Consider the following 13,783-nt stretch of genomic DNA (forward strand, 5'->3'; position numbering starts at 1 on the left):
TGAAAACTATTTATTGAACAAGGTCATGGTTTGTGCTGGCCCGATGGTTGCAAAACTTTTAATCATGCTTACACCACGATTAATGAGTGTTGGCAGTTCCTTTTGCTCGTTTTTATCAAATAGCCCTAAAACATAGTCTGCTTGTTGGCCTTTTCTAAAGTTATCACTAATCCCAAAACGCAGGCGGGCATAGTTTTGTCCGCCACAAACCTCTTCAATGCTTTTTAAGCCGTTGTGCCCAGCACTGCTGCCTTGCAGTTTCATTCGGAGTTTACCTAATGGAAGTGCCAAATCATCAACCAGTACCAACACATTTTCTGGGGCAATTTTAAGGTCTTTCATCCAATAGTTAACTGCCTTGCCACTTAAATTCATAAAAGTGGTAGGCTTAATTACATGAAGCTTTTTGCCTTTAAAACTTACTTCAGCATAATAGGCCAAACGTAAAAGCTCGAAACTTCCACCTAAGTCGTCTACCAGTTCATCGGCAATATTAAAACCAATATTATGTCGGGTGTTAGCGTATTCTGGGCCAATATTACCCAAACCAACAATCAGATATTTCATGCGGTAAAGGTAAAAAGAAAAGTCGGGAAGTGAGAAAGTGAGAAAATTTTAAAACAAATATTGATTTTACCAACAGCTGGCAGAAAATCTCAACTTTAAGATATTCAGAAAAACAATGTTAGTAGCTCTTGGCAATTTCAGTCCTGCTTTTTGTTGCTGCCGAAGAAAAATCGGCATCCACTCCAATCAGGTTTATATTACACAGCCATTGGTTCCATAACTTTGGTTCTTGTCTACACGAACCAATTACCGTCATTGATGTCCACAACAAAATCCTATCCCATAAAAAAGCGGTACAAAATTGCTTCTGTACCGCTTTGTTTATTTAAACAACTTAGGTTAATTATTTACCTTTAGCTGCTTCAGTTTCTGCTTGTTTCAATGCTCTAGACATACCTACAGAAACGATTGTATCTTCTGGTGTATTGGTTACAACGTACTCACCTTTTTGCAAATCACGAACGCGGAACAAGTTTCCAACTTCCATTTTAGCAATGCTTACTTCAACTACTTGAGGCATGTGCTTAGGTAATGATTTAACACGTAATTTACGTAATTTCTGAACCAATTTACCACCCATTTTAACACCTGGAGAAGTTCCAGTTAATTTAACAGGGATTTCCATTACAATTTCTTTATCATCAAATAATTGAAGAAAATCTACGTGTAATAATAAATCAGTTAAAGGGTGAAATTGAGCTTCTTTAATAATAGCTTTAGTTTTTGTACCACCGATAGTGATTTCTAAAAAGTTAGCTTCTGGAGTGTAAATAGCCTCATTTAAATCTGTGCTTGTTACTGCAAAGTGCACTTGCTCTTTACCACCATACAATACTGCAGGAACTTTACCTTCATAGCGAAGCTCTTTAGCATCGCGTTTCCCTACGTTCTCTCTTGGAGAACCGCTAATTGCGATTGTTTTCATTTTATTGTTATTTATTGTTAAAATTAAATTCTTTCTAATGGTTAACTAGTTAATTGCATAACTGGTTAACTCTTACTATAAACGATTAACCAATTTAAACAGTTAACCGATCAACTCTTCTAAACTTTGAAAAGGTCGCTTATTGAACCATGCTCATTTACATTGGCAATTGCCTTTGCAAATAATTTTGCAGTGCTCAACACTCTTATTTTACTACTCTCTTGTTTTAAAGGAATGGTATCTGTTACAATTAACTCTTCTAACATCGAGTTTTCTATGGTTTCGTAAGCTTTACCAGATAAAACGGCATGCGTACAAACTGCTCTTACACTATTTGCACCGTTCTCCATAATTAAAGCTGCTGCTTTAGCTAAGGTACCAGCGGTATCGCAAATATCATCCATCAACACAATATCTTGTCCAGTTACATCACCAATAATCGACATCGATTCAATTTCATTGGCACGTAAACGGCGTTTATCACAAATTACAACTTCAGCATTAAAAAACTTTGCAAATGTGCGAGCTCGGTATGAGCCTCCCATATCAGGCGATGCAATGGTCAAGTTTTTCAAGCCTAAGCTCTTGATATAAGGCACAAAAATAACCGATCCATCTAAGTGATCTACCGGAATATCAAAGAAACCTTGTATCTGTGCAGCATGCAGATCCATTGTCATAATGCGATGGATACCTGCAGACTTTAATAAATTCGCAACCAGTTTTGCACCTATCGCTACACGAGGTTTATCTTTTCTATCTTGACGAGCTAAGCCATAATAAGGAACAACCGCGGTAATGTAATGTGCAGACGCTCTTTTTGCAGCGTCAACCATGAGCAAAAGCTCCATTAAATTATCAGTAGGTTGATTGGTAGATTGCACCAAAAAGACATCACATCCTCTAATCGATTCATCAAATGAAGGCTGGAACTCGCCATCGCTAAACCGACTTAAAGTTACATTTCCAAGTGGTTTGCCGTAAGCGTCGGCAATTTGTTTCGCTAAATCTTTTGTGCCACTTCCGGCAAAAATCTTAACTGGGTTAAATTGCAATGGCATGATTTGCGGGTATCAATGCTGGTTAAAAAAAATCGGATTGCGGTTTTATTCACAATCCGAAAAAAATTTGTTGTCCGACCTGGATTCGAACCAAGACAAACGGTACCAAAAACCGTTGTACTACCCTTATACTATCGGACAATTTTCCATCACAACCGTTGTTCTGAAATGGAATGCAAATTTACGCACATTTTTTACATCTGCAAGTCCGAATTAAAAAAAAATTAAAATATTTTTAAAAGAGCTCCCAAACGCACAATAAACGGTTAATTTTTGTTAAAAGACCTTAAATCTTTACGCTAATATCAATCTAATTCTTTATTTTCGGCAGCATTTTTATGCGCCAAAGAATTTTATTTTTACCATTTAGACAATGAAATATTCAAAAATAAACAACGTAGTAGGCTGGATTTGTTTCTTTATCGCCACTTTAACCTACATTCTTACCTTAGAACCATCAGTAAGTTTTTGGGATTGCGGAGAGTTTATTGCATCTGCACTTAAAATGCAGGTTGTACACCAACCAGGTGCCCCACTCTTCTTAATGATCCAACGCTTCTTTTCTATGCTTGCCATGGGCGATGTAACTAAAGTTGCTTATTTTATGAATGTTGGCTCTGCTGTTGCCAGTGGTGCCACTATTTTATTTCTATTTTGGACCATTACCGCATTGGCTAAAAAAGTACTCGTTAAAAGAAATGAAGAAATTAGCACTAGCAACTTAATTACCATTATGGGTGCTGGCGCCGTTGGTGCCTTAGCTTATACTTTTTCTGATAGTTTCTGGTTCTCTGCAGTAGAATCTGAGGTATATGCACTTTCTTCATTAGCTACGGCAGTTGTTTTTTGGGCTATATTAAAATGGGAAGCACATGCAGATGAGCCTCGTGCCGACAGATGGTTGTTATTTATTGCCTATATCATGGGGCTTTCTATTGGCATCCACATCTTAAACTTGTTAACCATTCCGGCTATTGCATTTGTTTATTATTTCAGAAAAACAGAAAAACCTACCACTACCGGCATCTTTAAAGCATTTGGGGTTGGTATTTTAATCTTGGCCGTAGTACAATATGGCATTATTCAATACCTGGTTTCTTTTGGTGCCTATTTTGACCTTTTCTTTGTGAATACCCTAGGCCTAGGTTTTGGAACCGGCGTACTTTTCTTTATCATCTTATTGGTAACAGGCTTAGTATTAGGTATTAGATATTCTATCAAACACCAGAAAAAGATTTTAAACCTCGCTTTATTATCTACGGTATTGATCATTTTTGGTTACGGTTCTTTTGCCATGATTTTAATCAGAGCTCAGGCAAAACCTAACTTGAACAATAGTAATCCAGACAATGCCTTCTCATTCTTAAGTTACCTTAACCGTGAACAATATGGTGATAGACCTTTGTTAGTTGGTAAAAACTATAACTCGATCCCTAAATATAAAGACGATGGTAGTAACCCAATCAGAGTAGAAACTGGAAACATCTACAGAAAAGGAGCTACGAAATATGAAATCGCTGGCAAAAAAACTAAAGAAATCTATGGCGAAAACGAAGGTTTCCCAGATAGTATCCGTCGTTTACAGCACGAAGTATTATTCCCTAGAATGTATAGTGAAGAAGATCGCCATGTAAATTACTACAAAGATTTGATGGGTTTTAGTGATACCCATTTCCCTAGCTTTTTTGACAATGTTGCCTTCTTTGCCCGTTACCAAACAGGTTTAATGTACATGCGTTATTTCTTATGGAATTTTGCAGGCCGACAAAATGAAGATCAAGGACAAGGTAGTATTTACGAAGGACAGTGGTTAAGTGGTATCAAACCAATTGATGCCCTACACCTAGGAGACCAATCGCACTTACCTCCTTCCATTACAGAGAGTAATTCTTATAACCGTTATTTCTTTTTACCCTTAATTTTAGGTCTTTTAGGCGCAATATGGCACTTTAGAAGAAACCAAAAAGATGCAGGTATCATTGGTACTTTATTCTTCTTTACCGGCTTGGCCATTGTATTATACCTTAACCAAAAGCCATTAGAACCTAGAGAGCGAGATTATGCTTACGTAGGTTCCTTTTACGCCTTTGCCATTTGGATAGGGCTTGGGGTAATTGCTATCAAAGAATGGGTATTTAAAAAACTGAGTCCTCAAACCGCAGCAATTGGCGCCACTGCCATTTCTTTATTGGCAGTTCCTTTGTTAATGGCCAACCAAAACTGGGATGACCACGATCGTTCTACCAAAATGGTTCCACATGATATTGCAGTAAGTTACCTGCAATCTTGTGCACCAAATGCTATTCTCTTCACTTATGGCGACAATGATACCTACCCATTGTGGTATGCACAAGAGGTAGAAGGCATTAGACCCGACATCCGTTTAGTTAACCTGAGCCTATTTGATACTGACTGGTATATCAACGGCATGAGAAGAAAGGTACACCAATCTGAGCCTTTGCCTATTAGCATGAAAGAATCGCAGTATGTTTCTGGAGAGCGAGATGTAATGTACTATAGAGAAATGCCTGTAAATGGTTCTGTAGAACTTAAAGAAATTGTTGACCTTTTGTTATCCGAAGATCCAGATGATAAAATTGGATTGATTGATGGTAGCAAAACCAACTTTATCCCAACCAAAAACTTTAAGTTAACTGTTAATCCACAAGATGTGATCAGTTCTGGCACCTTACCTGCTTCAGACTTGACCAAAATTACACCAGAAATGGACTGGAAATTTAACAAGGGATATGTAACCAAAGGTACTTTGGCCATGTTTGATATTCTTGTACACAACAATTGGAAAAGACCGGTTTATTTCTGTAGCACCGTACCTTCTGAGCAGTTTAATGGTTTAGACAACTACCTTTACAATGAAGGTTTAGCTTTGCGTTTGTTACCACTAAAACAAGATAGCATTACTGTTAACAGAGGTGAAGATTTGATTAACCTAGATCCATTGTATAATAATGTAATGAACAAATTTAAATGGGGTAATATTAAAAATGCTCGTTATTTAGATTCTCAATCGGTTGATGACATTTCGATCTTCAATAGACTTTTTAACACTTTAATTACTGGATTAATTAAAGCAGGTAGAATTGAAGATGCTAAAAAAGTGGTACGTAAATATGATGAGGTAATGCCTACAAAAATTTATGGTATCCGTAACATGATGAGTGTACCTACCATGGCACAAAACCTATATATTTTAGGAGAAACTGATAAAGCGAATAAATTACTTACTACTTCTGCTGCTTACATACAGAAAGAGATCGGTTATTTGGCAGATGTATCGAAAAGCAAAAACCAACTGATCGGAATGCAAAATGTTCAAATGGGTCTCACCTACGGACTGGAGCCTATGATTAAAATTTCAGCCCAATACAAACAAACAAAGCTATCACAAGAGCTGAATAACCAATATGAGGCGCTTTACAATAGATTTAGCATGTTCTTTGGCCCTGGGCCACAACATTAACAATCATCAAAAAAACATCGAAATGCCACAATTTAATTGTGGCATTTTTTGTTGAACGCAAGCTAAACCTTTTGTGTATATTTAACTCTAACATACTTATCTTGGTTAAGACTAAATAGAAATTTTCTAAAATGAAATCTTAACATATGATATTTTTTACCTAAAACTATTTAAATACCTTTACAAAAAAATTAAAAAATCAGATGAAATTAAAAATCACCTCAATCCTATTACTAGCTGTTGTAAGCAGCTTTTCTTTCCTTGCGTTTGCTCCAAAAGCAGATGTTTACACTGTAGATGTTACTAAATCGTCTATTACTTGGGAAGGCAAAAAATTTGCAGGTTCTCATAACGGAACTGTTAACTTAACCTCTGGAACTTTAGGCTTTAATGGAAAAAAACTTGCTGAAGGCGGTTTTGTTGTAAATATGACAACAATTAAAGATGCAGACAAAAATGCTGGTTTAGAAAAACACTTAAAAGCTGATGATTTTTTTGGCGCTGACAAATTCCCTGCAGCTAACTTTGTAATCAAAAAAGTTGACGGTTCTGGTGCTAGCGTAAATGTTACAGGAGATTTAACCATTAAAGGTGTTACTAGTTCTATCACTTTCCCAGCTACAATTGCATGGAATGCAGATAAAACTGTTACTGCTACTGCCGATAAAATTACCATCGACAGAACGAAATTTGGTATTCAATTTAAGTCAAAATCAGTATTTTCTAATATTGGTGACAACTTTATCTACGATGATTTTACTTTAGCAGTGAAATTAGTAGCTAAAAAATAAGTTGAATAAAACACAAACAAAAAAGACCTAATCACAATATTAGGTCTTTTTTGTTTATAAAAACTTATTGCTATTTCAACTTGCATTATCTACCTTTAAATGCATTAGAAAAGGTATTTCTAATTTATACAACCCCCTCAATGTTAGACGATAAAATCAATCTGTTAGTGATAGACGATGACGATATTAATATTTTCATCATCAAAAAGATTGTAGAGAAGACAGGATTTGATATTGATATGGTTGCCAAAAGCAATGGACAGCAGGCTATAGATTATCTAAGTGAAACAATTACAGCAGAAAAAACCCTACCAAACCTAGTATTAATAGATATCAATATGCCGGTAATGAATGGTTGGGAATTTGTAGAGGCCTACCAAACTTTAGGGATCGAACAAAATGTTGACCTCTATATTTTATCTTCTTCAGTATACGAAAACGATATTGAACGAACAAAGAGTTATTCAACTGTTAAAGGTTTTATATCGAAACCTCTTTCTATCGAACGGTTATCAGAGTTGATCAAAGCGTTATAAATTTAGCGCTCTATACTTATACAATTTTAAAACGATCTTCGTCTAGTTCAACATAAGCCTGAGATTTTGATTTGGCATGGTAAAACAAACATTTCCAATGTTCTGCTACAGCCCTTTGCCCAAATTCTTCTCTCAACTCCATCGCCTTTCTGCCATCAAAATCATATTTGGCAATAAACTTTCTGATCAATTCTTCAGGTTCTGGCAAAACATCGCCACCAAAAAACACTTTATCATGGCCATCATCAATTAAAAATACTTGGTGATATGGACAATGTGCTCCAGTCAATTCATAACTAATCTCTGCTGTCAATTGTCCAGACCCCTCTACAAATTTCAGTTGTGCATTGCGTTGTAGGTAATCGAAAATTTCGGTGTGGTATGATGATGATGAACTGGTAAAAGCACTCTCCCACTCTCCTCGCTGTATTACATAGGTAGCATTTGGAAAACTTAGCTCCATGTTACCATTTAAATGATGCACCATTCCACCCGAATGGTCAAAATGCAAATGAGACATCAATACCATACTAATATCATCGGGGTTAAACCCTGCCTTTTTGATATTTTCGTGTAAATGTAGATGACCTTGATCATTGCTATAGCCCAAACCTGTATCAAACAAAACCAATGTATCTTTTAACTTCACCAAAAATGGCTGTACATGAATAAATAAAGAAGCAGGTCTATCTTTGGGATTATCTTTTGTAGGATCGAAAGGCAAAAACTTTTTGGTAATATCCACAGAATAAGACCCTTCGTGTAATGTATAAACTTGCAAAGACATAGCTATTTTTTGAAAAGAAATTAAATGATATATTTACGAACTACAAGGCAAAGATAGGGAACCTGTATGAACTTACCGTCATTGAAATCTTGATAAACGGAAGTTCAGGCAAGCTAAACAGAGATTAAACAATAACAGAAATAGATGGAAAAAAGATGGGTGCAGGTTGACCAAGAGGAGAATGAAACAAGTGAAAAACTTGCCCGCGAATTGAATATAGACCAATGTTTAGCTAACATACTGGTACAAAGAGGGGTTACTACTTTTGAAGAAGCCCGATACTTTTTCAGACCTCAAATAGCCCAATTACACGATCCTTTTTTAATGAAGGATATGGAACAGGCCATAGAAAGAATTACCAGCGCCTTACAAAATGACGAACACATTTTAGTTTATGGCGATTATGATGTTGATGGTACTACCGCAGTTGCCTTAACTTATAGTTTTTTCAGTCAATTTACCAACAAAATTGCCTATTACATTCCTGATCGACACAAAGAAGGGTACGGAATTTCTACTGCTGGAATTGATTTTGCAAAAGAAAACGGCTTTACCTTAATTATTGCGTTAGACTGCGGAATTAGATCAGTTGATAAAATTGCCTATGCCAATACGCTAGCTATAGATTTTATCATTTGCGACCACCATTTACCGGGTGATGAATTACCTGATGCTGTGGCTGTGCTTGATCCAAAAAGAGCAGATTGTGAGTATCCGTTTAAAGAATTGTCGGGTTGTGGCATTGGTTTTAAATTAGCGCAGGCTTATTGCCAAATCAACAATTTACCAGACCAATATTACGAGCAATATCTAGATCTCTGTATGGTGAGCATTGCTGCTGATATTGTACCCATAGTAGACGAGAACAGGGTAATGGCACATTTTGGATTGGCCAAGCTCAACTCCAATCCGTGTACAGGTTTAAAAGCATTGATGCAGATTTCTGGAAAATCAGACTCTTATACCATTACCGATGTGGTATTTCTATTGGCTCCACGCATTAACGCGGCTGGAAGAATGGGACATGCCAAAGATGCTGTTAAAATGCTGCTCAGTGACGAGGTGATACTGGCAGATGAGCAGAGTACATTTATCAATTCGCAAAATACCGAGCGCAAGTCTTTTGATCAGAACATTACTCTCGAAGCCTTAGCCATTATTGAAGAAAGCGAAGTTTTAATGAACCGCAAAACAACCGTTGTATTTCAGTCAGACTGGAACAAAGGCGTAATTGGCATTGTCGCTTCGCGTTTAACAGAAAAATATTACCGACCAACCATTGTTTTAACCGAATCGAATGGAAACTATACTGGCTCTGCACGTTCGGTAGTAGGTTACGATCTATACGAAGCCCTTTTGGCCTGTAGCGATTTACTAGAACAGTTTGGAGGCCATAAATATGCCGCTGGTTTAACCATTAAGCCAGAAAACCTAATCCCATTTACCGAAAAATTTGAAGAAGTGGTTTCGGCTAGCATTAGTCCTAACCTGCTCATTCCAGAAATTAAAATTGATGCAACGATTGAATTATCGCAAATTGATGCAAAATTTTATCGGATCTTGACACAAATGGCTCCTTTTGGACCTCAAAATATGGCGCCAATTTTTGTAAGTAATGGTGTATCTTTGGCAGGGAATGCCCAAGTTGTTGGTGCAAACCATTTAAAACTAAGCATAAAGCAACAAAATTCAGCTATTTTTGAGGCCATTGCTTTTGGATTAGGAGAGTTTGAAAAATTGTTGCAACCAAAACAAACTTTTGCTGTTTGTTATACAATTGAAGAAAACGTTTGGAAAGACAAAAAACGATTACAATTAAATATTAAAGGAATTAAAATAGAAGGTTCGATTTAAATAAAATCGTAGCGCTAAAATTGCAAATCTAAAATCACAGAATGATATTAAAGGCCGAAAATCTGGTTAAAAAATACAAACAACGTGTTGTTGTAAACAATGTTTCTTTTGAAGTTAGCCAAGGAGAAATTGTGGGTTTACTTGGCCCCAACGGAGCTGGTAAAACAACCTCTTTTTACATGATTGTAGGCTTGATTAAACCAAATGAGGGCACAATTCTTTTAGAAGGAGAAGACATTACCAAAGATGCCATGTACCGTAGGGCTCAAAAAGGGATTGGTTACCTGGCGCAAGAGGCCAGTGTTTTCAGAAAGCTAACGGTTGAAGATAACATTATGGCCATTTTAGAGATGACCAAACTGACCAAAGAAGAACGACACGAAAAGCTAGAAGAGTTAATTAATGAATTTAGTTTGCATAAGGTAAGAAAAAACAGAGGTGACCTACTTTCTGGAGGCGAACGTAGGAGAACCGAAATTGCCCGTGCTTTAGCTGCAAACCCAAACTTCATTCTATTAGATGAACCTTTTGCTGGGGTTGACCCCATTGCGGTTGAGGAAATCCAAACTATTGTTGCTAAATTAAAACAAAAAAATATCGGCATCTTAATTACCGACCATAACGTACAAGAAACATTGTCTATTACAGATAGAGCATACCTGCTTTTTGAAGGAAAGATTTTAGAATCTGGAACACCAGAAGTATTGGCAGCAAATGAAATGGTACGAAAGGTGTACTTAGGATCGAACTTCGTACTGCGTAGAAAAAAAATATAAATTACCGATCAAATGGCAATTGTAAATTCGATTTTTACTTGGTACATGAAAAAGCGCATCCATCAGATTGAGCTTTTCATCAAGTACCCCCTAGATGTTCAGGAAGAATGGTTCCATACTTTGATTTCGAGTGCAGAAAATACAGAATGGGGTAAATTATTTGATTATAAATCTATCCTTACCATCAATCAATTTAAGGAAAGGGTTCCAATCCAAAACTACGATACCTTAAAACCATATATCGAGCGCATGCTCCAGGGCGAACAGAATATTTTATGGCCCTCAGAAATCAAATGGTTTGCCAAATCATCTGGTACAACAAGCGATAGAAGTAAATTTATTCCAGTATCTGAAGAAGCTTTAGAAGAGTGCCACTTTAAAGGTGGAAAGGACATGATTTCCATTTATTGCAATAACAGGCCAAACACCCAGATGTTTACTGGAAAAGGGCTGGTTTTAGGTGGCAGTCACCAGATCAATCAGCTTTGCGATGATATCCACTATGGCGACCTTTCTGCTGTATTGATTAAAAATTTGCCGATGTGGGCAGAATATTACCGAACGCCTGATATTTCCATTGCACTAATGGATAATTACGAAGAAAAGATGGATAAAATGGCCGAAGCTACCATCAAAGAGAACGTAACCAATATTTCTGGTGTACCTACATGGACCATTGTACTGGCCAAAAAAGTACTTGAAATAACCGGAAAAAATAACCTATTAGAAGTTTGGCCCAATCTGGAACTTTATTTTCATGGTGCTGTAAACTTTGCACCCTATAGAGAACAATTCAAAGAACTCATTCCTTCTGATGAGATGTATTACCTAGAAACCTACAATGCATCTGAAGGTTTTTTTGGGATCCAAGACCAGGATCACTCTGAAGAGCTGCTATTAATGCTTGACTATGGTATATTCTATGAGTTTTTACCCTTAGAAAACTTAGAAGATGAAAACCCAAAGACCCTTTCTTTAGAGCAAGTAGAGCTGCATAAAAATTACGCCATCATTATCTCTACCAATGCAGGTTTATGGAGATACTTAATTGGAGATACCATTCAGTTTACTTCACTTTCTCCTTTCAGAATTAAGATTACAGGACGTACCAAACATTTTATCAATGCTTTTGGCGAAGAGGTGATTATTGACAATGCAGAGAATGCCTTAACCAAGGCCTGTGCAACAACCGCAGCAAAGGTAAAGGATTACACGGCCTGTCCTATTTATTTCAAAGGTGAAGAGGCTGGAGGACATGAGTGGATTATTGAATTTGAAACACAGCCAACAGATTTTGAGCAGTTTATTACCATATTGGACGAAACCTTACGTGAGGTAAACTCTGACTATGATGCCAAGCGTTTTAAAGACATGGCACTCCGCAGACCAAAGGTACACAATGCTCCACCAGATACTTTTTACAAATGGTTAAAGGCCCGTGGAAAGCTGGGTGGCCAACATAAAGTACCACGTTTGGCCAATGACCGCAAGTATGTGGATGAGATTTTAGAAATGTTGCCTTAACATTATGGTCGAGATTGTAAATCCCGACCAACTTAAGCCAGTCGAAGACCAGACCAAAAGCACTATTTACAAACGCTCTGTAAGGAAATTGATTTAGGTACGTTTATTGACAATAGTTGATAAACAAAAACCCTATGAACCTCAATCGACTTCAAACCCTTTTTAATTCTTTTGGTAAAAAGGCCAAAAAATTGGTAAAAGACAAAGATCAAACGTTAGCAAAAATACAGGAAGGTATTAAAAAAGCTACCTTACACAAAGGTGCCCTAACCGATGTTTGGCAGCAATTACAATTGCTTTTTTCATTAGCCAAAGACTATGCTAACGGAAGTTATACACAGCTGTCTAAACGTTCAGTTGTTACCGTTATCGCAGGCCTATTGTATTTTATTTCCCCTATAGATCTGATCCCCGATTTTATAGTTGGCCTAGGTTTTATAGATGATATCTACATTTTAACACTGATTTATAAACAAATAGCTAAGGATCTTGAAAAATATCAGGTCTGGAAAGATGGACAAAGAACCACCATCCATATCTAACTTTTTGCGCAAGATGTTTATAATTGTTGCCATTTCTTTCTTGTGATTGCTGTTTTTTTAAGTTATATTTAAGTAGCTAACAAACAAAGGATTATGAAAACAGTTCAACAGATATTAAACGCTAAACCTGTTCAGCTTTATAGCGTTATTCCAACTACTTCGGTTTTAGAAGCCCTAAAGATAATGACAGAGAAAAACATTAGTGCTTTGCTCATTATGGAGAACGAACAGTTATTGGGCATTTTTACTGAGCGTGATTATGCCAGAAAAATTATATTACATGGTAAATCATCAAAGGATACCCCTATTAGTGATGCCATGACGGTAACACCAATTACAGTTGGTCCTGCAGATAGCATAGACACATGTATGCAGATCATGACAGATCAACACATTAGGCACTTACCTGTAATGGTCGATAAGCAAACATTGGGTATGGTTTCTATTGGTGATGTGGTGAAATTTATTATCGCAGATCAAAAACAGACCATTTCGCAATTAGAAAGTTATATCAATAGCTAGTTAGCGCTTTTAGGGTAAGGATAATAAATAAAATTAGCTCCTTCGGGCACGATTACGAAAACACACATGTAGTTTTCTGGCTTTTTATAGGTCTTTAGAAACTGCTCTTTTTTATCAGGATGAATGATCCCTTTTTGAACAAATTCTTCTAATGTAGAGGCTTGTATAGTCCAATCGGTATTCAGGTCTTCTTTATTTAAAATCACTTCACCAATACTTACCTGATGTTGGTGTGCAATAAAAATTGGAGTTTTAGAAATCCCTTCGACCATAATCTCTACCGCAACTTCTTTGATCGATTCAGCATAAAATGTTAAATCCTTCTCTAAACTGATTAACGGGCTTTTTTTCTTTTCTTTATTTTCGCCATTTCCTTCTTGGCCAAAATTGCTCAATAACTCTTCCGATTCCATATCT

13 protein-coding genes are annotated in these 13,783 nt (G+C 36.7%); 8 read left to right on the forward strand and 5 right to left on the reverse strand.

Going from position 1 to position 13,783, the window contains the following annotated elements:
* Window positions 1-6 precede the first annotated feature (6 nt).
* From pth to AQF98_RS03485, 3 genes are all read right to left on the reverse strand, one after another.
* Window positions 7-567, reverse strand: coding sequence for an aminoacyl-tRNA hydrolase (gene pth, locus AQF98_RS03475; RefSeq protein WP_055130512.1), 561 nt, complete (start codon window positions 565-567; stop codon window positions 7-9).
* Window positions 568-910: 343 nt separating this feature from the next.
* Entirely contained in the window at window positions 911-1,492 is a 582-nt protein-coding gene (locus AQF98_RS03480; protein WP_055130513.1) for a 50S ribosomal protein L25/general stress protein Ctc, read from the reverse strand.
* Window positions 1,493-1,611: 119 nt separating this feature from the next.
* Window positions 1,612-2,553 carry a ribose-phosphate pyrophosphokinase gene (locus tag AQF98_RS03485; RefSeq protein ID WP_055130514.1) on the reverse strand — a complete coding sequence of 314 codons (942 nt, stop codon included), beginning with the start codon at window positions 2,551-2,553 and terminating at the stop codon, window positions 1,612-1,614.
* 373 nt (window positions 2,554-2,926) lie between these two features.
* Between AQF98_RS03485 and AQF98_RS03495 the strand changes: the two genes are divergently transcribed.
* From AQF98_RS03495 to AQF98_RS03505, 3 genes are all read left to right on the forward strand, one after another.
* Window positions 2,927-6,034 (forward strand): protein O-mannosyl-transferase family, encoded by a 3,108-nt coding sequence (locus AQF98_RS03495; RefSeq protein WP_055130515.1) that lies wholly within the window; start codon window positions 2,927-2,929, stop codon window positions 6,032-6,034.
* Between the two features lie 203 nt (window positions 6,035-6,237).
* Window positions 6,238-6,825 (forward strand): YceI family protein, encoded by a 588-nt coding sequence (locus AQF98_RS03500; RefSeq protein ID WP_055130516.1) that lies wholly within the window; start codon window positions 6,238-6,240, stop codon window positions 6,823-6,825.
* Window positions 6,826-6,965: 140 nt separating this feature from the next.
* Window positions 6,966-7,361 carry a response regulator gene (locus AQF98_RS03505; RefSeq protein WP_055130517.1) on the forward strand — a complete coding sequence of 132 codons (396 nt, stop codon included), beginning with the start codon at window positions 6,966-6,968 and terminating at the stop codon, window positions 7,359-7,361.
* Window positions 7,362-7,377: 16 nt separating this feature from the next.
* Here AQF98_RS03505 and AQF98_RS03510 read toward each other — a convergent pair whose 3' ends face one another.
* On the reverse strand, window positions 7,378-8,142 hold the full coding sequence (locus AQF98_RS03510; protein ID WP_152969631.1) for an MBL fold metallo-hydrolase: 765 nt from the start codon (window positions 8,140-8,142) through the stop codon (window positions 7,378-7,380).
* Between the two features lie 150 nt (window positions 8,143-8,292).
* Here AQF98_RS03510 and recJ point away from each other — a divergent pair, with 150 nt between their 5' ends.
* From recJ to AQF98_RS03535, 5 genes are all read left to right on the forward strand, one after another.
* On the forward strand, window positions 8,293-10,002 hold the full coding sequence (recJ, locus tag AQF98_RS03515) for a single-stranded-DNA-specific exonuclease RecJ (protein ID WP_055130519.1): 1,710 nt from the start codon (window positions 8,293-8,295) through the stop codon (window positions 10,000-10,002).
* A 41-nt stretch (window positions 10,003-10,043) separates the two neighbouring features.
* Window positions 10,044-10,778, forward strand: a complete 735-nt coding sequence (lptB, locus tag AQF98_RS03520; RefSeq protein WP_055130520.1) for an LPS export ABC transporter ATP-binding protein — start codon at window positions 10,044-10,046, stop codon at window positions 10,776-10,778.
* 12 nt (window positions 10,779-10,790) lie between these two features.
* Window positions 10,791-12,302, forward strand: coding sequence for a GH3 auxin-responsive promoter family protein (locus AQF98_RS03525; RefSeq protein ID WP_055130521.1), 1,512 nt, complete (start codon window positions 10,791-10,793; stop codon window positions 12,300-12,302).
* Window positions 12,303-12,436: 134 nt separating this feature from the next.
* On the forward strand, window positions 12,437-12,844 hold the full coding sequence (locus AQF98_RS03530) for a YkvA family protein (RefSeq protein ID WP_055130522.1): 408 nt from the start codon (window positions 12,437-12,439) through the stop codon (window positions 12,842-12,844).
* 93 nt (window positions 12,845-12,937) lie between these two features.
* A complete protein-coding gene (locus tag AQF98_RS03535; protein ID WP_055130523.1) occupies window positions 12,938-13,366 on the forward strand; it encodes a CBS domain-containing protein in 429 nt (142 codons plus the stop codon).
* On the opposite strand, the gene AQF98_RS03540 is transcribed toward AQF98_RS03535, so the two are convergent.
* Window positions 13,363-13,779 (reverse strand): hypothetical protein, encoded by a 417-nt coding sequence (locus tag AQF98_RS03540; RefSeq protein WP_055130524.1) that lies wholly within the window; start codon window positions 13,777-13,779, stop codon window positions 13,363-13,365. The genes AQF98_RS03535 and AQF98_RS03540 overlap by 4 nt on opposite strands.
* Window positions 13,780-13,783: the final 4 nt, after the last annotated feature.

The organism is Pedobacter sp. Hv1 (assembly GCF_001412215.1).
Taxonomy (GTDB): domain Bacteria; phylum Bacteroidota; class Bacteroidia; order Sphingobacteriales; family Sphingobacteriaceae; genus Pedobacter.